Below are 21,171 nucleotides of genomic sequence, written 5' to 3'. Positions count from 1 at the left end.
CCACCGTGCCCGCACGGGAGCCAGGGACGTCAGCGCACCCAACCCTGGAGCGGCTCGGTGTCGAGCGTGACGCCGACCGGCGCGGGCAGCGTGAGCGGCTTGCCGAACGGCACGGTCTTGGTGGTCTCGTACCGGACCCCGTCGGGCTCGCTGAAGACCGTGACCTCACCGGCCTCCCGGTCGACCAGCAGATACACCGGGATGCCCGTCTCGGCGTAGGCCCGTGGCTTCTCCACCCGGTCCCTGCGGTCGGTATCGGAGTCGTACGAGGTGACCTCCACGACCATCAGGACGGGATCGGCGTCGGCCCACTCCCCCTGGCCGACGAACGCGTCACTGTGGGCGAGGGTCCCGTCGGGGCGAGCATGGCCATTGCGGTACGTCTCGACCTTGAGGCCCTGGTCGTGCAGCCACAGCTCGGGATGGGCCTGGATGCAGATCCGCGCCAACCACTGGATGATCCGCCCATGGCCGCCATCAGGTCTCGGCGTAACTCCGATCTTCCCGTTGAGGAACTCCCACCGCGTCCCTTCCGCCACCCGGGTCGCCAGCCGCGCGCACGCTTCGAACTCCTCCGGCAGCATCTGCGGACGATCGTGGGTCACGGCCATGGGCTCGCAGCGTAGCCGCTCTCAGTGACCACTACCTGTGCGGCTAAGGTGCACGCATGGTGACAAGGCGAACGCGGGACGGGCTGCTGGAACTGATGGACTGGCTCGAAGGGAAGCACGGGCCGGTCACCGAGGAGGAGCGCGCTGCCGCTCAAGCGGAGCTGCGCGAGATCGACGCGGAACATGACCTTCGAGCGAGCTCGCCCGCAGGGTGATACTGGGCGCATGAGCAGCCAGGAGTTCGTGCGGGCCCGGGCCGGGCTAGGGTGCGGGCTCGGTGGGATGGTGGTGACCGCCGTCGGGTATCGCTCCCAGGGGATACCGCCCACGCTGCACCGGGTGCTGCCCTCGCCCTGTCTGACCCTGATCTTTTCCCTCGACGGGCCCGTCGTCGGCGGCGTCACGCCCGAGCAGGCGCGGGGGCCCGGCGCGGCACGGGAGGAGATCGTCGTGGGCGGGCTGCACCAGCGACCGGCCTACATCGTCCAGCCCGGCCGCGAGGCCGGAGTGCAGCTGGCCGTACATCCGCTGGCGGCGCGCACGCTGCTGGGGCTTCCGGCCGGTGCGCTCGCCTCCGACGACGACCTGGTCACCTCCGGGGCCGACGTGCTGGGCAAGCGGGCCGTCGACATTCGCGAGCGGCTGTGCGAGCACCAGTCGTGGAGGGCCGGTTCGCCACGCTGGCGCCTCACGGCGGCCGGTGTGCGGGTGCTCCGGCCGATCGAGGACCAGCCGTACGGCAGCCGGGAATTCGCCATCGCCGACCCGGAGGGCAACAAGTGGTCCTTCGGTACCTATCGCGGTGAGCCCCGGCCCGCCGACGGCTGACGCACGGCTATTCCTCCAGGTAGTGGAAGCCCGGCCGGGGGTGCATCAGGAAGTCGTGGTGCGAGATGTTCCACGCGTACGCACCCGCCATCGCGAAGGCCACCCGGTCCCCCACCCGTAGCTCCGCGACCGGGATCCGGCTGGCCAGCACGTCCTTGGGGGTGCACAGCTGGCCGACCAGCGTGACCGGCTCCTCCCGTACGGCCGGGCGCGCCCAGGGCCGGGTCCACACGGTGTCCGTGGGCAGCACCTGGAAGGGCTGGTCGTGCTGTTTGGTGGCGGGGGTGCGGATGTGGTGGGTGCCGCCGCGCACCACCGCGAACGCCTCGCCCCCGCTGTGCTTGATGTCCAGCACCTCGGTGACGTACCAGCCGCAGTAGACGGTCAGCGCCCGGCCGGGCTCGATCCGCAGGGTGAGATCGGGGTGGCGCAGGGCGAGGTCCGCCATGCCCTGGCCGTAGGCGGCCCAGTCGAAGCGGCGGTCGGGGTGGGCGTAATCCACGCCCATCCCGCCGCCGACGTTCACCTCGGTGATCCCCAGACCGTGGCGTTCGGACAGCTTCCGCGCCCAGTCGGCGATCGCGGCGGCCACGGCCACCTGGGCGGGGGCGTCGAGGCCGCTGGCGAGGTGGGCGTGGATGCCGCGCAGCCGGAGGGGGCCGCCCGCGCCGCCCGGGGAGAGCTGCGGGAGGCAGCGCTCGACCGCCTCGGGGTCGAGCCCGAAGGGGCCGGGGCGGCCGCCCATGGCGAGCGCCGCGCCGCCCAGGGCCGCGCCGAGGCCCCCTTCGCCGTCCGCCCACTCACCGGCCAATGGGAGATTGACCCGCAGGAGGATGTCCACGGTGTCGATCCCCGCGTCCTCCGCCGCCCCGGCCAGCAGCCGCAGCTCCTGCTCGCTCTCCACATGGAACCGTTCCACGCCCAGCGTCAGCGCCCGCCGCAGCTCCCCCTCAGTCTTGCCCGGCCCGCCGAAGGCCAGCGGCGCCCCGGGCACGGCCGCGCGGACATGCTCCACCTCACCGCCGGAGGCGACCTCGTAGCCGGTGACGTGGGGCGCGAGGGCCCGGAGGACGGCGGGCGCCGGGTTGGCCTTCGCCGCGTAGTACAGCTCCAGGCCCGGGGGCAGCGCGTCCCGTACGGTCCCCGCGTGCGCGCGGAGCGCGGCCAGGTCGTAGACGTAGGCGGGAAGGTCGTCGCCGGTGAGCGCTGTGGCGAGGGTACGGACGGCGGAGGTGATCAACGGCTGCTCCCGGGACGCATGACGTGGGCCGCCTCGGACAGCAGGGCGGAGGCGAGCGGACTGGCGATACGGACATAGCCCGCGTGGCGGTCGGCCCGACGGCCCCAGCGGGTGAGGAGGTTGGCCTTCGCGGGCAGCGGCACGCCCGCCACCAGAGCGCGCAGCGCGGGCGGGTGGTCATGGGCCGCCGAACGCTCGCACAGCACGCGGCGGACCGCCGACCACAGCGCGGGCTCCAGACCCGGACTGCGGTCGGCGAGGGCGGCCACCATCTCGGCGATGTGGTTGACCAGCAGGCAGTACACCACCCGGTCCCAGCCGCGCTCCCGCTCGTACGTCAGCGGGCGGGCCACCGCCTCGGGCAGCGCGGCGAGCCCGGCGGTGTGGTGCTCGGGCACCAGCTTGGTGCCCTCCAGATCGCGGAAGAGCACCTGTCGCGGCGTGCCGTCGCCGGGGTCGACGCCGATGACGACGTTCTGGAGGTGGGGTTCGAGGACCACGCCGTGGTCGAAGTAGGCGGCCAGTACGGGCGGTACGAGCAGTTCCAGATACGCCTGCCACCAGGCGGAGAGCCGGTCGGGGTCGGCGTCGGGGAGGAGCCGGGAGATCTGGGCGCCGCTGGTCGGGTACTCATCGGCGACGGCCGCCGCGAGCAGCGCGGTCAGGCCGGGCCGCAGCCGGGCGGCCAGCCCTTCGCGGACGATCACCCCGAAGCCCTCGATCAGCTGACGATCGGCTCCGCTGTCGCCGCCGAGGTCCAGCGTCCGGTACGCGGGTTCGCGCAGCAGCTCACAGCCGGGGAAGCGGGCGGCGAGATCGGCGGCGACCGGCTCCAGCAGCCGGGTCAGGGCGACGGCGCCGGACAGCTCGTAGTCGGCGTTCTTGCGCAGACAGTTGGTGATCCGCACGTTCAGGCTGAACTTGAGGAAGTCCCGGCCGTCGTAGAGCGTACGGACCGACGCGGTGGGCGCGAACTCAGCGCCGCCCGGCCCGAGGTCCAGCACCTCGCCCCGGGCGATGGCCGCCCGCAGCAGCCGGTGCTCGCGCAGCATCGCGTACTGCCAGGGGTGCGCGGGCAGCAGCCGGTAGCCCTCGGGGACGGCGCCCTGCCGGTCCAGGGCGGCGAGCGCCCCGGGCCGCGCGGACTCCTCGCGCACGTGCTCCTGTCGTACGGCGAGGTGGTGCAGGGGGAAGCGCGCCCCGGCCTCGGGGGCGAACCGCGACCAGGAGTCGGCGCTGCCGGTGCGGGCCTTGGGGGTGGGGTGGAAGCGGTGGCCGAAGAGGAGGGACTGCTCGGAGGCGAGGTAGAGATCCTGGGCGCCGTCGCCGTAGAGATCCTGGGCGCCGTCGCTCATGGTGCTCCGGTCCGCTGCGGTGCTCCGGTCCTCCAGGGCCTCCAGGGCGGCCGTCATCCCGGCGTGGCTGGAGGCCACTTGGCCCAGGAACTCGTCGTTGTGCACCCCCGTGCGCAGCTGGAGCTCCTGGTGGATCCGCTCGGCCAGCCCGCGCCAGGACACCTCGGCCCAGGTGCCGTCGCGCTCCTCGCTGACCGGCCCGGTGAAGCGGTGCGCCCCGATGAGGGAGATGCGCCGCAGCCCGACGCGCAGCAGCACCCCGCAGCGCGGCAGCCTCAGCCGCAGCCATCCATCGGCCACGACGGTCTGGTGCTCCGGTCCCGACACCTCACGGAGCAGGCAGTTGAGGAGGGTGTGGGCGGTGGCGTGGTCGGCGGAGGCCAGGGTCGCGGCGGGCGAGGAGGTCATGGGCATGGGGCGGCTCCAACGGGTGCGGAGGAGAGAGGTACGGAGGGAAGTGCGGGGTTCGGGGGGTCTGGGAAGGCGGGCCGATCGGGCGCGGCGGTCATCTGCCGCTTCCCCGCAGCAGATAGTTGGGCCCGGTGACGTAGTGCTTGTTGATGTCGGCGGCGCCCGAGCGCTCCTTGGTGAACAAGGTGCCGGCGGTGACCATCGCCTTGACCGGCAGCCGGTCCGCGTCCAGCACCCGTCTGCGCAGCAGCGCGGCGGCCGCGCCGGGCCGGGTGACGGCGAGCCGGTCGACGGCGTCGGTGAGCCGGTCGCGCAGCCGCCGCAGCAGGGTGTCGAGCGGGGCCCGGCCGAGGCGGGCGAGCTCGAAGAGGGGGGCGGCGGCGCAGAGGTGGACGGTGATGGTGGTGAACACATCGGCCACCGGCCCGTCGCCGGACGTCAGGATCCTGCGGTCGTCGAATCCGCACAGATCGGCGGCCGGTCCTCCGCCGATCATGGCGGCGAGGCGTATCGCGTGGACGCGGGGGCCGTCGTGGTCCTTGATGAGCAGCCGGAGCCGGGGCACCGCACCGCCGTTCCCGCTGCCGTCCTCGAAGACCAGCGACGTGTTCTGCTGATGGGACTCCAGCGCGATGCCGTAGGCGAAGAGGGTGGTGTGGAAGTCGAACAGCAGCGTGAGGTAGTCGTCCAGCAGGGCGAGGACGTCCCCGCCGTAGTGGCGTTGGGCGAGCCCGTCGATGACGAGCGTGCCGTCCGGGGCGGGGGCGAGCAGCCCGGCGAGCGGCACGATGGTGGCGTTCTCCAGGCCGGGCGGGTAGCGGCGGACGAGCGTGGCCAGCAGCTCGTGTCCGGCGTGGAGGTGGGTGGTCTCGTCGGCGAGCAGCACGGTGGCGCCGAACCTCGGCTCGCGCTCGATCACGGCCTCCACGAGCCGCTGCCCCACTTCGCCGTCGATCAGCGTGCCGGGTTTGACGGACCGCCGGTTGCGCTGCCCCAGGGTGGAGGTGGTGAGGGGCAGCTTGAGGTGGACGAGGGGATCGTCGGCGAGGTCGTCGGCGACGGCCACGGTCCGCATGGAGAGGGTGGGCCGTACGTCCAGCAGGGGGCGCTCGGCGAGCCGGGCGGCGTCGTGGAGCCCGGCCGCGCGGAGGGCGTTCTCCAGCGGGGGTCCGAGGGTGAGCGGATGCACGGGGAGGGCGAGGTGGCCGTCGCCCGGCCCTGGCCCGAGGTCCCCGGGCGCGGGCCACCAGCCGGGCAGCCGCGCCGGATCCCCGCACACCGCCTCGCGCGGGAGAACGAGCCAGCGCAGCGGAAAGGTGGGGTGGAACTCGGGTGCGTGGGCGCGTAATTGCTCCTCGCTGAAGATGGACCGCCCCCGGCTGGTCGGATAGACCGGATGGTCGCGGAAGGCGGCGAGCGTGTCATACGCGAGGGCTCCGGCCATCCCGCCCCACCGCTCCCCGTACCGCGCGCCCAGCTCGGCGACGACGCGAGGACGCACGCGGCTGTGCAGCCGCATGGCGTCGAGCGCCTGGCGGCATTCGTCCACGAAGACGTCGTAGAGCGCCCGGTCCTCATCGGGCACGGCCCCCCGCAGCCGCCCGAGGACGGCATCGAGCCCGGTCAGCACGGTGCGGGGTGAACGGCCGGGTGGGCAGCCCGGCGCCCTGGCTTCCCCCGCGACACTCGGCGTCCGGGAAGCGTCGGCCGGGCCAGGCGCGGATGGCGGCCCGGCGCCCGCGGCGGGGCCCGCCACGTCCTCCGCCCGGCCCTCCCCCAGGCCGTAGCCGTGGGAAGGGCCGTCGGTGGCGGCAGCCGGTCCAGTGGCAGCGGCAGTCGCGGCAGAGGCTGGTTCCCGCGCGCCCTTCGGGGGTGCGCACAGCAGCCGGGCCGGGCGGCGGGTGCGGATGTCGCATTGGAAGCCTTCGGGTTCCACCGGCAGCAGCACGCTTTCGCCCCCCTCGGGCCCCTCGAACCCCGCGAACCCCGCGAGCGCGATGCGCAACCAGTCGCCGTCGGCGCGCCGCACCGGGACGGCGTGGCTGCGCAGCTTGTAGGCGTCCTCCCGGAGGAGCGTGTCGAGCACCCGTCCGAGAAGCTCCTCTTCCTCTGTCACACGATCTCCCATCGGTGGGCCGCGAGGAACCGCGCCACCGCCGCGTCGATCCGCCCCTGGTCGGTGCCGGTGGCCCGGAGCACGCCGAGGAAGTCGCGGTTGGTGCGGTGGAGCGGGTGCTCCTCGCCGATCCCGCGCAGCGGCCGGTAGTCCAGCCGTACGCCGTCGCGCTCGGTCACACTGGCCGGAGGGGCGGAGGCGAGCCGCCCGGCGCGGTCGGCCGTGACGTACTCCATGCGCACCCTGCCGTCGGTGCGCGCGCCGAGGTCGTCCGGCAGCGGCTCGCCCATGTGCGTACGGAGGATGTACTCGAAAAGGGGGATGCCGAGGAGTTCGGCGAGGACGAGGTCGCACTGGTCGCCTATGGCACGGTAGTTGACCTCGATGAGGCGAGCCCGGTCCCCCTGGACGACGTACTCGGTGTGGCACACGCCGAAGCCGACGCCCAGCGCGCGCAGCTGCGCCAGCACCTGATCGGTGTGCGGTTGCGGCGGCGGTGCGGGCAGCAAGTGCAGCCGCTCCTCGATGAAGTACGGGGGCGGCGAGAGCTCGGTGCGGAAGGCGCCGAGGACGTGGAGGGTGCGGCCGTCGCCGAGGGTTTCGAGGGTGCGCAGCTCGCCGTCGAGGAACTCCTCCACGACCAGGGCCGCGCCCGGCCGCCGTTCCCGTATCTCGGCGCAGCGCCGGACGAGTTGGTCCGCGTCGGCGACGAGGACGACGTCCTCGCTGGCCACGCCCTCGCGCGGTTTGACCACACAGGGGTAGGGCGCGTCGAGCCCGGCGAGGGTGGCGGGGTCCTGTCCGGTGGCGAGTTCGGCGGACCAGACGGGGTCGGCGACGTCCGGACCCGCGGCGGCGAGGGCCCGGCGCAGCTCGGCCTTGTTCTTGGTGCGCAGCGCGGCGCGCCAGTCCTTGCCCGGGAGGCCGAAGTACTGGGCGGCGAGGGCGGCCTGGGCCTGGAGGTGGTCGCTGTTGGTGAAGACGGCGCGGGGTCGGGCGCCGTCGGCGGCGATACGGCTGATGACCTCGGCGAAGTCCCGTACGTCACAGGGGACGACGTCGAGGGCGGGGAAGGGGTGCGCGGATCCCGTTTTCTCTTCCTGCCGACCGTAGGCGCGCTGATGGGCCTCGGGCTGGTCGGTGAGGAGGGTGACCGCCAGACCGAGCCGGGCCGCCGCGGGGAGGAAGCCCTCGGTGACGGAGTCGGTGGGGTTGAGGGCGAGGAGGTGGAGCCGAGGCGGCCGCGGGGCGGGGGCGGCCGGGGCAGCCGAGGAGCCACGGAGGGCAGGGGAGAGGAACGGCCGTGACGCCGCATCGAGATCATTCTCGTTCACGGCCCGAGATTAGGTTAGGCATGCCTAAGACCGCTAATTCGACGTTCCGGTCCGCCCGTTTGGCCCCGATTAGCCGTCAAGCTCGTCAATGCTCGGCGTCAGCGGGGCAGTCCGATACGGCGATGGCGGACCCGGCGCGCGGCGAGCCGCTCGCCCGGGTCCTGGGCGCGGAGGGCGGCGAGCTCGGCACCGAGGAGCTGTCCGAGGCGGCCGAGGAAGACATCGGGTCCGAGGCGGCCGAGGAAGACATCGGGCGCCCCGGGGCCCTCCGCGTCCTCGGAGGCGTCCTCCTCCACGATGCGATCGACGATGCCCTGGGCGAGGAGGTCGGCGGAACGTACGCCCTGACGGGCGGCGACCTCGTAGGCCCGCTCCGTGGTGCGGTGGAGGATCGCGGACGCGCCCTCGGGCGGCAGCGGCGACAGCCAGGCGTGACGCGCCGCCACGACCCGGTCGGCGGGCAGCAGCGCGAGCGCGGCGCCACCGGCGCCCTGGCCGAGCAGCAGACAGAGAGTGGGCGCGGGCAGGGTCACCATGTCGGCGAGACACCGCGCTATCTCCGCCGCGAGCCCGCCCTCCTCCGCCTCGCGGGTGAGCGCGGCGCCCGCGGTGTCGATGACGGTGAGCAGCGGCAGCCCCAGCTCGGCGGCGATCCGCATCCCGCGCCGCGCGGTCCGCAACCCGGCCGGCCCCAGCGCCTGCCCCTCCCCCGGCCCCTCGGCGGTGTCGCCCTTACGGGCGCTGCGCCGGTTGTGCCCGAGAACGACGCAGGGCGTCCCGCCGACCCGGGCGAGGGCGAGCAACAACCCGGGATCGTGCTCCCCGGCCCCCGTACCACTGAGCGGACTCACATCCTCGGCGGCCACCCGCAACAAATCCCGCACCCCGGGCCGCTCCACCCGCCGCGAAGCCCGTATCGACGCTTCCGCGGTCGGCACGACCGCCCCCGCGTCCGTGTCGTCGGGTGCCCCGGGCGCGGATGCCATGGAGCCGCCCGGCGCCTCCGGTGCCCCGCCGGGCGCGCCAGAGCCGGGGGCGGGCTCGGTGGAGACGCCAGAGCCGGGGGCGGGCTCGGTGGAGGCGCCGCTCACTGATGGGCCAGGGGCGGCCGCCGACGCGGACCCGGGCGCGGCATCCCCACGCCGCAAGGGCTCCCCCGCCGCCGGCCCGGCGTCGGCGGCGGGGCCGGACACCGCATCGCCCGCGCAAAGCACTCTCAGCACTCGGGCCGCCACGCCCGACAGGCGACTGTGCGGGAGGACCGCGTCGATCAGGCCGTGGTTCATCAGGTTCTCGGCGTTCTGGACGCCGGGCGGGAACTCCTCGCCGTACAGCGCCTCGTGCACCCGTGGGCCCATGAAGCCGATGAGGGCGCCCGGCTCGGCGGCGGTGACGTGGCCCAGGGAGCCCCAGGAGGCGAGTACGCCGCCGGTGGTGGGGTGGCGGAGGTGGACGAGGTACGGCAGGCCCGCCGCCTTGTGGTCCGTGATCGCCGCGGCCACCTTCACCATCTGGAGGAACGCGACCGTGCCCTCCTGCATCCGGGTGCCGCCCGACGCCGGTGCCGCCAGCAGCGGCAACCGCTCCGCCGTGGCCCGCTCCACGGCCCGTACCAGCCGCTCCCCCGCTGCTACCCCTATCGAACCGGCCAGGAAGCGGAACTCGCAGGCGATCAGCGCCACCCTGCGCCCCTCGATACGGCCCTCACCGGTGATGACCGACTCGTCCAGCCCGGTGCGCTCCCGTGCCCGCTCCAGGTCGGCCCGGTACTCGGGGTCGTCCGTCGTGATCTCCACCGGTTCGTCCCAGCCGTGCCAGCTGCCGGGGTCGACGACGGCCTCGATCAGCTCACGGGCCGACGGGCGGGAGGCGCGGGAGGCGCCCGTGGCGCGGGGCGAGTTCGTACCGGTCATATGTGTCACCCTTCCACGCCATCGCCCCCTCGCAACCATCGGCGATCACCTCAGGTGGATCACCTCGGGTATCCCCGCGACCCGCCCAGTCTCAGCTGGGCCTGAGCTGCTCCTTAACGGCGCCATAAGACCGGCGAGGAGGCCCCTGGGCGTGGCTAGCGTGCTGCGCGTCACCCCCCACCGAAGGAGTCCCCACGATGACCGCTCGTGCGACCGTTCGCCGCAGAACCGCCCGCATCGCCGTACTCGGCATGGTGCCGCTCGCCCTCACCGCGCTGAGCGCCGACCCGGCCTCCGCGCACGGGTCGATGACGGACCCGGTCAGCCGGGTGTCGGCGTGTTTCGCGGAGGGGCCGGAGAGCCCGGACTCGGCGGCCTGCAAGGCGGCCGTCCAGGCGGGCGGCACCCAGGCGCTCTACGACTGGAACGAGGTCAACATCCCGGACGCCGCCGGGCGCCACAAGGAGATCATCCCGGACGGAAAGCTGTGCAGCGCGGGCCGCGACAAGTACAAGGGCTTGGACCTGCCGCGCGCCGACTGGCCCGCCACCGCCATGACGGCCGGTGAGCACACCTTCACCTACCGGGCCACCGCGCCCCACCGGGGCAGCTTCGAGCTGTACATCACCAAGGACGGCTACGACCCGACGAAGCCCCTGACCTGGGCTGACCTGGAGGCGAAGCCGTTCGCCAAGGTCACCGACCCCACGCTGCGGGACGGGAGTTACGTCTTCTCGGCGAAGGTGCCGGGCAAGTCGGGCCGCCATCTGATCTACAGCGTCTGGCAGCGCTCGGACAGCCCGGAGGCGTTCTACACCTGCTCGGACGTGACCTTCGGCGGAGGGGCCGCCGCGGCCAAGGGAGCCGGGACGAAGGCGGATTCCGCACCCACCGCCGCCGCGCCCAACGACGCCCAGATAGCGAAGGGCGCCGAGAAGTCCACGGTCGACCACCACGGCCACGGCGGTGACAGCGGCGCCGAGGCGGCGGAGGCGGCGGAGGCGGCGGACGAGAAGGCCACGGAGGGGAACCACCCCGAGGCCAAGGGCGCCGAGGTCATGGCCGCGAGCACCGGACCGGAGGGCTCGCAGGGCTCGCAGAACGGAAGCGCCGCCGACGGGCAGCGCCTCGCCGAGACCGGAGGCGACGGATCCACCGGCCCCATGGCCATCGGCGGCGCCGCGGTCCTCGCCACCGGCGCGGCCGTGCTGTTCGCCGTCGCCAACCGCCGCAAGACCGTACGGCGAGACCGCGGCTGAGCCCCTGCGGCTCCGCCGCGTGCCAGGGCTCCGCCCAGACCCCGGGGTCTGGGCGGAGCCCCAGTTGGGCCCCGGACCCCGGAGTCTCGGGCGAAACCCCAGTTGAACCCCCGGACCCCGGAGACTGGGACGGAGCCCCAGTTGAACCCCCGGACCCCGGAGACTGGGACGGAGCCCAGTCTGATCACGTCTCCTCGGCCAGCGCCGCGTCCAGGGCCGCCGTCAGCCGCCGGACCCGCGCCTGGAGATCCACCGCCTCCTCCAGGCCGAGGCCGCTGGCCTCGATCGCCGCCATGGGCACGCCCTGGGCGCGCTCCTTCAGCGCCGCCCCCTCCGCCGTGAGCCGGACCGTCACCGAGCGCTCGTCCTGCGCGCTGCGCTCGCGCTGGACGAGCCCGGCCGACTGCATCCGCTTGAGCAGCGGCGAGAGGGTGCCGGAGTCCAGCCGCAGATACTCCCCCAGCCGCTTGACCGGCATCTCCCCGTACTCCCAGAGCACCAGCATGGCCAGGTACTGCGGATAGGTCAGCCCCGTGTCGCGCAGCACCCGGCGGTAGAGGCTGTCGAAGGCTCGGGAGGCGGCGTGCAGGCTGAAGCAGAGCTGCCGATCGAGCCGGAGCAGTTCGTCGGAGGGCCGCGACTCGGGGGTGGCGGTGCGGTCGGTGCCGCGATCGGCAGTGCTGTCGGCGGTGCGGTCGGACTGGTGTGACATGCCTCCAGCGTACCCTTTAGTTGTACGCAACTTAATTGTGTGCTCTACTTCTGCCCAGGAGGCGGGGCACCCCGAGCCCCCACCTCCCTCCGACTGCCGGAACACGAAAGGGATGGTCCTCATGGACGCGCTCTACACCGCGGTGGCCACGGCCAACGGACGCGACGGCCGGGCCGTGAGCTCCGACGGACAGCTCGACCTGCCGCTGGCCATGCCGCCCGCCCTCGGCGGCAACGGCAAGGGCACCAACCCCGAGCAGCTGTTCGCCGCGGGCTACGCCGCCTGCTTCGCCTCCGCGCTCGGCCTCGTCGGCCGCCAGGCCAAGGTCGACACCAAGGACATCTCCGTCACCGCCGAGGTCGGCATCGGCAAGGACGCGGCGGACGACGGCTTCGGGCTCAAGGTGACGCTGCGCGTCGAGCTGCCGGGCGAGCTGGAGAACGAGACCGGCCGCAAGCTGGTCGAGCAGGCGCACCAGGTGTGCCCGTACTCCAAGGCGACGCGGGGCAACATCGAGGTCGAGCTCATCGCCGAGTAATCGGAGGTCGACCAGCCCGACGGGCGACGCGCCCTGCTCGTACGGACCGAGGCAGGTCGCGCCATGACGTGCGCTTCATCCACTTGCCGTCAAGCGTCAGTCGTCCGACGCACACGTCGTCGGCGTGGCGTGTTCCGGATCGAGGGCGTTGACGGCCTCGTGGAAGGCCAGACCGTCGGTCAGCCCGATGGTCACGTGCTCGGAGATGTCGGTCGAGCACAGGTCCTGGATCACCACGTTCTTGACGTTCGGACCGGAGAGGAACTGCGCCCGGTAGGGCGTGGCGACCTCGTCGTACTTGGTCGAGATGACGGTGTAGCGCACTCCGGGGACGGTGTCGCCGCCCTCGTTGAGGCGCCGCAGGAAGTCCGAGCCGACCACCTGGTCCATCAGCCCCGGGGCGCCCTTGGCGATGATGTCGCCGGCCCCGGGGAAGTAGTCCAGCAGCCTCGTCAGCCCGGACAGGGTGGTTCCGTGGTTGGTGGGGGCGATGCCGACCAGGGCGTTCACCTTCGGCGCGCCGCCGAGGAACTTGAGGTAGTAGCGGGGCATCATCCCGCCCTGCGAGTGCCCGACCATGTCGACCTTGGCGGCGCCGGTGGCGGCGAGCACCCGGTCCACATAGGCGGACAGCTGCTTGGCCGACTGGTCGATCGGCCCCAGACCGTGGAACAGCGGGACGAGGGGCAGTTGCCCGTAGTCGAGGGAGAAGACGCAGTAACCGCGCTGGACCAGGTAGGGGGCGAAGCCCAGCCAGTTGTCGACGGAGTTGCCGAAGGTGCCGTGCACCAGGACGACGGGGCGGGGGTGTTGGGCCGATGGCTTGCAGGAGTAGTTGTTCCAGCCGCTGCTCACCGCCTCCGGCGCGGTGTCCGTGGCGAGCGCGGCGGTGGGGGTCGCCGCGGTCGCCGCGACCGCGAGGGCCAGGGCGGGTAGTAAGGTGCGGGTCTTGGTCTTCCGGTATCGCCGGATACGCCTCCAGGGCAGCATCATATGAACTCCTCGCTGGTGGGGGAGAGAGTCGCGCTGACGGTGCGCTTGCGCTGCGCCCTGCGATCCGGATCACAAGAGTGGTGCGCTCACTCGAAATTACGCGCGAGTAGCAAAGCCATCCAGCCATCCGTCAGTGAAGGAACGCTTACGCGATTTTCACGTGACGTCCAGGAATGCGCCGGGTTACGCGAAGTGGGGAAAACCAGTGGGACTGGTGGGACCTGCGGCTTACGCGACGTCGAGGAACTCAGGCGACGTCGAGGAACCCGGCGGGCCGGACCGCGGAGACGCCGAAGCGGGCGCGGGCCCGGTCGGCGGCGGCCTCCAGCCGGCGTGACTTCTCGTCCGCGGGGTCGAACGTCAGCTGATGGGAGGCGAGCCCGGCGTCCGTCAGCCCCTCGACGCGCAGCGCCACGGACCGCACCCGGGCCCGCTGCAACCCGAGCGCGTCATGCAGCGCGTACGCGGCGGCGGTCAGCGCCGGGGTGTGGGCGGTCGGCTCGGTCAGGGTGCGGGTGCGGGTGGTCGTGGAGCGGTCGGCGTAGCGGACGGTGAGGCTGATCGCGGCCGCCACCTGCCCGCTCGTCCGCAGCCGGACACCGAGCCCGTCGGCGAGGGTGAGCAGCGCGCGGCGACGGCGGGCGGGGTCCAACTCATCGCGGCGGAAGCGGTGTTCGGCGCCCATCGCACGGGCGGGGGCGTTCGGGGTGACCGGCGCCGGGTCGATACCGCGCGCCCAGGCGTGGACGCGGCGCGCGGTCGCCGCGCCGAGGATGCGCTGGAGGGTGGACAGCGGCGCGGCGGCGATCCGCGCGGCGCTGTCCAGCCCGTACGCGCTCAGGGTGCGCGCGGTCGCGGGCCCCACCCCGGGCAGGGCGATGGGCGGCTTACGGGCCAGGAACGCGGCGACGGCGTCCGGATCGCCGGGAACGGTACGGACGGCCCCGGACTCCTGAGCGCCCTGAGCGCCCCGGGCCTCCTGGGCCTCGTGGGCGGCCATGCGCGCGAGCAGGGGGTTGGCGGCGACGCCGACGGTGCAGTCCACGCCGTACCGGGCCAGCGTCCGGACGCGTACGATCTCGGCCAGCCCCGCCGCGTCCCGCCCGAAGTACCGCAGCGCGCCCCGCACATCCGCGAGCGCGGCATCGGGCGGCAGCGCCTCGACGACGGGCGTCACCTCGCCGAGCAGGGTGAGCAGCCCCTGGTAGACGTCCTCCCCGGGCGCGGGGTGGAACCGCACGTACAGCACATGCGGCACCTCGCCCGCCCGCTCGGGGCCCACGGCCCGGCCGCCGCCCGGCAGGACCATGTCCATCAGGCGGGTCGGGAAGGGGTGCCGGCCGCTGGTCATCCCGCGCTCCCCGGGCTGGAGTGCCACAGTTTGCGGCCGGTGGCGGCCTGGTCGCCCGCGGGCCGGAGGTCGGCCCAGGGGTGCATGGCGTAGCCGGTGGGCATCTCGATGCGGCGGCCGGAGTCCGCCTCGCCCGTCTCCGGGCCCGCCCCCGCCAGTTCGGCGGCGACCGCCCCGAGGCCGCCCTCCTTCCTGAGCTGGGCCAGTTCGGCGAGGTTCCACACGGCCGAGCCGACGATGCTGAGGCTGCGCGGGCCGCGCCGCTGGACCACGCCGCGGACGAGCAGCAGCCAGGAGTGGAAGACGGTGTGCGCGCACGCCGCGTGGCTGTCGTCGAAGAAGGCGCAGTCGACCAGCCCCGTACCGTCGTCGAGCGTGGTGAAGATGACCCGGCGCCCGGAGCGGATCGGCGGGGTCTGGGTGGCGGCCTTGGCGCCGGCGACGAGTACGACCTCCCCGTGCGGCGCGTCGCGCAGCCGCTTCGCGGGGATCGCGCCCAGCTCCTCCAGGAAGTCCCGGTGGTCGCCCATCAGATGGCGGGAGACGTCCATGCCGAGGATGCCGAGTTCGGCGCCGAGGCGTTCGTTCGCGTCGAGGTCGGGGAGTCCGGCGGGGGCGGCGGGGCCGGTTTCGGCCAGCGGAAGCTGGCCCTCCGCGTTGCGCCGGGCGGCGGCGCCCCGCTGCTGCCGGTGCAGTTCGGCGATCTGCAGCAGCAGATCGCGGCGGCTCGCGCCGAACGCGTCCAACGCGCCGACCTGGGCCAGCCGTTCGGCGACCGGCCGCCCGGGGTGGGCGCGCAGCCACAGGTCCTGGAGCGAGGAGTACGGCTGTCCGGCCGCGATCCGCTCGGTCTCGGCCTCGCTGATGCCGTGGACGTCGCTCAGCGCCAGCCGGATACCGGCGTCCGCTTTATGACGGCTGTCGCGTTTACTACTGCCGTCGCGTTTACCACTGCTGTCATGAGAATCACCAGACGTCAGTTCGATTCGATAGGCGGCCCCCGACCGGTTCACATCCAGCGGCAGGATCGGCACCCCGCGCCGCCGCGCGTCCGCCAGCAGCAGCCGCTTCGGGTACATCCCGGGGTCATGGGTGAGCAGCCCGGCGTAGAAGGCGGCCGGATGGTGGGCCTTGAGCCAGGCGGACTGATACGTCGGGACCGCGAAGGCGACGGCATGCGCCTTGCAGAAGCCGTACGAGCCGAACGCCTCGACGATCTCCCAGGTGCGCAGTCGCACCTCCGGCGCGTAGCCCCGCTTCTCCGCCTCCGCGTGGAACCAGGCCCGCACCCGCCCCTGCCGCTCGGGGTCGGACAGCGCGCGCCGCGCCTCGTCGGCGAGGTCCCGCTCACATCCGGTCATGATCGACACGATCTTGATGATCTGTTCATGGAAGACCACGACCCCGTATGTCTCGCGCAGCGCGTCCTCCAGATCCGGATGCGGATAGCGCGGGGACTTGCGGCCGTGCCGGGCGTCGATGAAGGGCCGGACCATGTCGGCGGCTACCGGACCGGGCCGGAAAAGCGATATGTCGACCACGAGATCGTGGAAGGAGGTGGGCTGGAGCCGGCCGAGGAGATCGCGCTGACCGGGCGATTCGATCTGGAAGCAGCCGAGGGTCTCGGTGGAGCGGATCAGGTCGTAGGTGGCCGAATCGCCGGGCCGCACCTGTTCGGGGTCGTCGATGTCCACGACACGCCCGGTGGCCCGCCGGATCTCGGCGACCGCGTGCGCCATCGCGGACTGCATCCGCACCCCGAGGACATCCAGCTTGAGCAGTCCGAGCTCCTCCACGTCGTCCTTGTCGAACTGCGACATCGGGAAGCCCTCGCCGCTGGTCGGCACGATGGGCGTACGGGCCAGCAGTCCGGCGTCCGAGAGCAGCACCCCGCAGGGGTGCATGGCGATGCCACGGGGCAGCCCGTCGAGCGCCTCGACCAGTTCCCAGAACCTGCCGAAACGTTCCTGCTCGGCGGTCGCCTCTCGTAGCTCCCGCAGCTCGGGCAGTTCCGCGAGCGCCGCGCGGGCATCCCGGGCGCGGATGTGCGGGAAGGACTTGGCGAGCCGGTCCACCTCGGCCGGGTCCATGCCGAGCGCCGCGCCCACGTCCCGTACGGCGTGGCGCACCCGGTAGGTCTCGGGCATCGAGACGGTCGCGACCCGCTCGGCCCCGAACCGTTCGAAGATCGCGCGATAGACGTCGAGCCGGCGCGCCGACTCCACATCGATGTCGATATCGGGCAGCGCGGCCCGCCGCACCGACAGGAAGCGCTCCATCAGCAGACCGTTGGCCACGGGGTCGGCGTGGGCGATGCCCAGCAGATGGTTGACGAACGATCCGGCGCCGGAGCCCCGGGCGGCCACCCGGATGCCCAGCTCCCGGGTGTCGTCGACGACCTGCGCGACGGTGAGGAAGTACGAGGCGAAACCGAGCCGTTCGATGGTGCGCAGCTCGTCCTCCAGCCGCTCCCAGCGCGCCCGGTCGCGGTCGTACCCCCGCAGCACCATGGCGGCGGCGCAGCGCGACCGCAGCACCCGCTCGGCGCTCCGCCGCCCGGCCCCGACCAGCCGGGGCTCGGGGAAGTGGACGCTGCCCAGGCCGATGTGGTCCTCGGGGTCGACCAGACACCCGGCGGCGGTGCGCCGGGTCTCCTCCAGCAGCCGGTGCGCGGCGTCCCGCCGCATCCCCGCCGCCTCCACGATCCGCTCGGCCGCCTTCGCCATGTCCCGGGGGCCCTTGAGCCAGCGCTCACCGCTGTCGAGCGCCCCGGGGGTGCGCGGGTCGATGGGGACGAGCCGGCGGGCCGCGTCCAGGACGTCGGCGACCGGCCCCTCCCCCGGATCGGCGTAGCGCACGGCGTTGCTCAGCACGGCCGGGACGCCCTGCTCGGCGGCGAAGCCGACGGTACGGGCGGCGAGCCGCAGCGAGCCCGGTCCGGTGCCGGTGCGGCCGTGCCATACGGCCTCCAGCCGCAGCGCGTCGCCGAAGAGTTCGCGCCAGGGGGCGATCAGCCGGGCGGCCCGGTCGGGGCGTCCGGCGGCCAGGGCCCGGCCGACGTCGGAGTCCGGGCCGAGCAGCGCGGTCAGCGGGGCGAGCGCGCCGGGGTCGCTCACCAGATCGCGCCAGTGCAGCAGGGGCGGTCCTGCGCCGTTCGTCCGGGCGGTTCCGGGGTGGGCGAGCCCGGCATGGGCGGCGGAGACCAGCCCGCACAGCACGGCCCAGCCGGGCGCGCCGTCCCGGGCGAGAAAGACCACCCGGGGCGCGGACTCGTCGATGAACGCCCCGCCGCGCACCGGCGTACGGCGCCGGGCGGTGCGCCCCCGCTCCGGGGCCTCCATCCGCACGGCGAGGTCCACCCCGAACAACGGCCGCACCCCCGCGCGCTCACACGCCCGGGCGAACCGCACCGCTCCGGCGAGGCTGTCGCGGTCGGTCAGCGCGATCGCGTCCATGCCGCGCTCGGCGGCACGCTGCGCCAGCCGCTCCGGGTGCGCGGCCCCGTACCGCATGGAGAACCCGGACGCGGTGTGCAGATGCGTGAAGCCTGGCATCCGCACCTCCCGCCGCTCACACCCCCTGACCGACCCTGCATGTCCCACGCCCCACCATAACCCCATTCTCGAACACGCGTGCGAGTTGGCTTCGATGGCACTTTCCCCCTCCCTCCTACTCCACCATAAGCACCCAAAACGCCTTTAATCCCGCGTGTCGCCTTGTGGACGCGGCACGCGGAAGCCGGTGGGTCGAATCAGTAGGCGAGCCACCGGCCCGTGCGTATGCTGATCACCATGACGGAGGGATCCCTGCTCGATCTGCTACGGGAGCAGCGCACCGGCGCGCTCGTCACCCTCAAGCGGGACGGACGGCCGCAACTGTCCAATGTCGCCTTCACCTACGACCCCGCGACGCGCCTCATCCGGATCTCCGTCACCGACGACCGCGTCAAGACCCGCAATCTGCGCCGTGATCCGCGCGCGAGCTTCTATGTCACCAGCAGGGACCACTACTCCTATCTGGTGGCCGAGGGCGATGCCGAGCTGACACCGGTCGCCGCCGATCCCCATGACGCCACCGCCGATGAGCTGGTGGAGGTCTACCGCGCGATCCAGGGCGAGCATCCGGACTGGGAGGAGTTCCGCGCGGCGATGGTGGCCGAGCGGCGGCTGGTGGTGCGGTTGCGCGCGGAGCGCGGCTACGGCTGGGGAAGCCGGACCGGACCCCTGAGCGGAGAGCTGGTCCCGGGCGACTAGGGCCCTTCTGACGGGCCTTGACGCCCGCGGCGGGCTGCTCCCCTACCCGCCCCTTCCCACAACCGGGGCGCCGCCCCATCCCCCGGGCCCAGGAGCGAAGCCCCTGCCACGCGGCGGACACCCCCTGGGACGGCCCCGAGGGAGCCGCGGATTCCGGGCTCCGACCCCACTCCGCCGGTCGGCTTGCCCTGGCGGGTTCTCGCCCTGGCGTGGTACGCGACAGCCCTCTCCCCAGAGGCATCATGAATATCACTCGATCTCGCTCACCTGAGCGCCCTTGAATCGATTTGAGCATCTCGGCCACCTCGCTGAGCACGCCATCCACAGGAGCGCGAGACGGCGGACGGGGTCCCTCGAGGGGCGCGACGCGCACGGCGCCGCACACCCGGTCGCCACGCGGCGTTCCGCGCCCGGACATCCACCGCACGCGACAATAAGCCACCGAACGACTACTTGTAGCGACCGGAAGTGCTCGATCGACGTGCGTTCCTGACGCACACCGCGTAGAACTCCGTCCGGTATCTGCAACGACGAGCAAGGGAGTGTTCGAAATGCGGAAAACTACTGGGGCGATCGGACTGGGGGCCGCACTGGCCGTGAGCGCCGTGCTGGGGATCGGCACGAGCGGCGCGGCACACGCCGCGCCCGCCAAGCCGCAGAGCCTGTATCCGCCGTCCGCGCTGGTCCTGACCGTCGGCTGGGGGACCGACGCGGCCACGACCGAGGTCCAGCGGGCGGTGACTCTGAGCTGTCGCCCCACCCCCACCGGTACCCACCCGGCCCCCGCCAAGGCATGCGCCGAACTCCGCTCCGTGGGCGGCGTGTTCGGTCAGCTGCGGACCGGGGCGGAGTCCGGCCGGGTGTGCACCAAGGAATGGCACCCCATCACCGTCACCGCCGAGGGAATCTGGGACGGCCGCCGGGTGTCGTACGAGCACACCTTCGCGAACAACTGCTTCAAGAGCGCGGCCCCGACGATGGTCTTCGAGTTCTGATGGACTGACCGGAAAAGGGGAAGGCCCCCGGACACCGTCCACGGGTGTCCGGGGGCCTGCTTTGGTTCACACGGGAGCGGACCGCGGGAGCGAAACGCTCACCAGGTCAGCCAGGTCAGCCGATCTCGGCGCCGAACGCCTGCAGCGCCTCCGGCACCGGCTGGAAGAAGGTCTCGCCGCCCGAGGAGCAGTCACCGCTGCCGCCGGAGGTCAGACCCAGCGCCGTGTCGCCCGCGAAGAGCGCGCCGCCGCTGTCGCCGGGCTCGGCGCAGACGTTGGTCTGGATCAGCCCTTCGACCGACCCTTCCTGGTAGTTGACGGTCGCGTTGAGGCCGGTGACCTCGCCGTCGTGCACCTGGGTGGTGGAGCCGCTGCGCGTCACCTTCTGACCGACGGTGGCGTCACCGGCCTTGGCGATCTCCTGGCTGCTGCCGTTGTAGAGGTCGACCGCGCTCGGGTGGTCGGTGTCCTTGGTGTACTTGACCAGTCCGTAGTCGTTACCGGGGAACTCGCTGCCCTCGTTGGTCCCGATCTCCTCGCCGCCCTGCGAGTCCGACCAGCTGCTGATGGCCTCGGTGCAGTGACCGGCGGTCAGGAAGTACGGCTGGCCGCCCTTGACGACGTTGAACCCGAGCGAGCAGCGCCCACCGTCGCCCCAGATGGCGTCGCCACCCGCGATGAAAGTGGAGAACTTCCCGGCCGAGCGCTTCACCTCGACCTTGTCGCCGAGCGCGTCGGCGACCTTGTTGAGGGTGGCCATCCGGGTGCCCTTGACGGAGCTGTCCGCGGTGACGATGACCTTGTTGCTTCTGGGGTCAACCGACCACGAGGTGCCGGGGATGGTGGCCTTCTGCTTCAGCGTCTGACGCGCCTTGCTCAGCTCGGCCAGGGTGTTCGTGACCACCTTGGCCTCGGCTCCGGCCTCCCGGACCTTGTCCACGACGCCCTTGTTGACCACGTTGACGACGAGCTTCTTGGCCTTGGCGTCGTAGTACGAACCCGCCGTGTCGCTCTTGAGCGAGGAGGTGAGCGTGCTGGCGAGCTTTCCGGCGGCGCCGACCGAGAGGGTGTCGGGCTGGGGCTCACCGGGGGTGGCGTTGGCGCTCTGCAGGGTGATGCCCGTGGCGACCAGGGCCGCTATGCCGGCTCCGGCGATGGCGACACGACGCTTGGGTATGCGGCGGTGCTTCAACTCTCTGCCTTCCAGTGGGGGGTTGGGCCCGTCGGCAGTGGGGTGCCAGGGCCCGGAGGGCGTAATGGCA

Annotated in this window: 17 protein-coding genes; 6 read left to right on the top strand and 11 right to left on the bottom strand. The window is 72.9% G+C overall.

Annotated elements, in window-relative coordinates; all coding sequences use genetic code 11:
* Positions 1 to 29: 29 nt before the first annotated feature.
* Positions 30 to 611 (bottom strand): Uma2 family endonuclease, encoded by a 582-nt coding sequence (locus ACMTAK_RS38090; RefSeq protein WP_413810361.1) that lies wholly within the window; start codon positions 609 to 611, stop codon positions 30 to 32.
* A gap of 56 nt (positions 612 to 667) precedes the next feature.
* Between ACMTAK_RS38090 and ACMTAK_RS38085 the strand changes: the two genes are divergently transcribed.
* Together ACMTAK_RS38085 and ACMTAK_RS38080 are read left to right on the top strand one after the other, a co-directional pair.
* The gene (locus ACMTAK_RS38085) at positions 668 to 826 is read left to right on the top strand and encodes a hypothetical protein (protein ID WP_413810360.1); all 159 of its coding nucleotides are present in this window, start codon (positions 668 to 670) and stop codon (positions 824 to 826) included.
* A gap of 10 nt (positions 827 to 836) precedes the next feature.
* Positions 837 to 1,439 (top strand): VOC family protein, encoded by a 603-nt coding sequence (locus tag ACMTAK_RS38080; protein ID WP_413810359.1) that lies wholly within the window; start codon positions 837 to 839, stop codon positions 1,437 to 1,439.
* Positions 1,440 to 1,446: 7 nt separating this feature from the next.
* Here the strand turns inward: ACMTAK_RS38080 and ACMTAK_RS38075 are convergent, their stop codons facing one another.
* From ACMTAK_RS38075 to ACMTAK_RS38055, 5 genes are all read right to left on the bottom strand, one after another.
* On the bottom strand, positions 1,447 to 2,679 hold the full coding sequence (locus tag ACMTAK_RS38075) for a type III PLP-dependent enzyme (RefSeq protein ID WP_413810358.1): 1,233 nt from the start codon (positions 2,677 to 2,679) through the stop codon (positions 1,447 to 1,449).
* Positions 2,676 to 4,448 (bottom strand): IucA/IucC family protein, encoded by a 1,773-nt coding sequence (locus tag ACMTAK_RS38070; protein ID WP_413810357.1) that lies wholly within the window; start codon positions 4,446 to 4,448, stop codon positions 2,676 to 2,678. Before ACMTAK_RS38070 ends, ACMTAK_RS38075 begins: the two co-directional genes overlap by 4 nt.
* A gap of 91 nt (positions 4,449 to 4,539) precedes the next feature.
* Positions 4,540 to 6,561 (bottom strand): IucA/IucC family protein, encoded by a 2,022-nt coding sequence (locus tag ACMTAK_RS38065; protein ID WP_413810356.1) that lies wholly within the window; start codon positions 6,559 to 6,561, stop codon positions 4,540 to 4,542.
* Complete coding sequence (locus tag ACMTAK_RS38060) at positions 6,558 to 7,895, bottom strand: ATP-grasp domain-containing protein (protein WP_413810355.1); 1,338 nt, start codon at positions 7,893 to 7,895, stop codon at positions 6,558 to 6,560. The genes ACMTAK_RS38065 and ACMTAK_RS38060 overlap by 4 nt, the downstream gene beginning before the upstream one ends.
* Positions 7,896 to 7,993: 98 nt before the next feature.
* The gene (locus ACMTAK_RS38055) at positions 7,994 to 9,808 is read right to left on the bottom strand and encodes a carboxyl transferase domain-containing protein (RefSeq protein ID WP_413810354.1); all 1,815 of its coding nucleotides are present in this window, start codon (positions 9,806 to 9,808) and stop codon (positions 7,994 to 7,996) included.
* 197 nt (positions 9,809 to 10,005) lie between these two features.
* On the opposite strand from ACMTAK_RS38055, the gene ACMTAK_RS38050 reads away from it, so the two are divergent.
* Positions 10,006 to 11,067 carry a lytic polysaccharide monooxygenase auxiliary activity family 9 protein gene (locus tag ACMTAK_RS38050; protein WP_413810353.1) on the top strand — a complete coding sequence of 354 codons (1,062 nt, stop codon included), beginning with the start codon at positions 10,006 to 10,008 and terminating at the stop codon, positions 11,065 to 11,067.
* A 184-nt stretch (positions 11,068 to 11,251) separates the two neighbouring features.
* On the opposite strand, the gene ACMTAK_RS38045 is transcribed toward ACMTAK_RS38050, so the two are convergent.
* On the bottom strand, positions 11,252 to 11,779 hold the full coding sequence (locus ACMTAK_RS38045; protein WP_413810352.1) for a MarR family winged helix-turn-helix transcriptional regulator: 528 nt from the start codon (positions 11,777 to 11,779) through the stop codon (positions 11,252 to 11,254).
* Positions 11,780 to 11,900: 121 nt separating this feature from the next.
* Here ACMTAK_RS38045 and ACMTAK_RS38040 point away from each other — a divergent pair, with 121 nt between their 5' ends.
* Positions 11,901 to 12,317: an organic hydroperoxide resistance protein gene (locus tag ACMTAK_RS38040; RefSeq protein ID WP_078559105.1), complete on the top strand. Its 417-nt coding sequence runs from the start codon at positions 11,901 to 11,903 to the stop codon at positions 12,315 to 12,317.
* Positions 12,318 to 12,413: 96 nt separating this feature from the next.
* Here ACMTAK_RS38040 and ACMTAK_RS38035 read toward each other — a convergent pair whose 3' ends face one another.
* The 3 genes from ACMTAK_RS38035 to ACMTAK_RS38025 form a co-directional block, all read right to left on the bottom strand.
* The gene (locus ACMTAK_RS38035) at positions 12,414 to 13,307 is read right to left on the bottom strand and encodes an esterase/lipase family protein (RefSeq protein WP_413813125.1); all 894 of its coding nucleotides are present in this window, start codon (positions 13,305 to 13,307) and stop codon (positions 12,414 to 12,416) included.
* Between the two features lie 250 nt (positions 13,308 to 13,557).
* Positions 13,558 to 14,619 carry a DNA polymerase Y family protein gene (locus tag ACMTAK_RS38030; protein ID WP_413813124.1) on the bottom strand — a complete coding sequence of 354 codons (1,062 nt, stop codon included), beginning with the start codon at positions 14,617 to 14,619 and terminating at the stop codon, positions 13,558 to 13,560.
* A 38-nt stretch (positions 14,620 to 14,657) separates the two neighbouring features.
* Entirely contained in the window at positions 14,658 to 18,215 is a 3,558-nt protein-coding gene (locus tag ACMTAK_RS38025; protein ID WP_413810351.1) for a DNA polymerase III subunit alpha, read from the bottom strand.
* Positions 18,216 to 18,452: 237 nt separating this feature from the next.
* Here ACMTAK_RS38025 and ACMTAK_RS38020 point away from each other — a divergent pair, with 237 nt between their 5' ends.
* Positions 18,453 to 18,914 carry a PPOX class F420-dependent oxidoreductase gene (locus ACMTAK_RS38020; protein ID WP_413810350.1) on the top strand — a complete coding sequence of 154 codons (462 nt, stop codon included), beginning with the start codon at positions 18,453 to 18,455 and terminating at the stop codon, positions 18,912 to 18,914.
* Positions 18,915 to 19,465: 551 nt separating this feature from the next.
* Entirely contained in the window at positions 19,466 to 19,909 is a 444-nt protein-coding gene (locus ACMTAK_RS38015) for a subtilase-type protease inhibitor (RefSeq protein ID WP_413810349.1), read from the top strand.
* Between the two features lie 115 nt (positions 19,910 to 20,024).
* Here ACMTAK_RS38015 and ACMTAK_RS38010 read toward each other — a convergent pair whose 3' ends face one another.
* Positions 20,025 to 21,101, bottom strand: coding sequence for a S1 family peptidase (locus tag ACMTAK_RS38010; RefSeq protein WP_413810348.1), 1,077 nt, complete (start codon positions 21,099 to 21,101; stop codon positions 20,025 to 20,027).
* Positions 21,102 to 21,171: the final 70 nt, after the last annotated feature.

It is taken from the genome of Streptomyces lacaronensis, assembly GCF_047337785.1.
Taxonomy (GTDB): domain Bacteria; phylum Actinomycetota; class Actinomycetes; order Streptomycetales; family Streptomycetaceae; genus Streptomyces; species Streptomyces lycopersici.
Note: the sequence above shows the minus strand (reverse complement) of the source record. Positions and strands in the feature narration are given on the sequence as shown.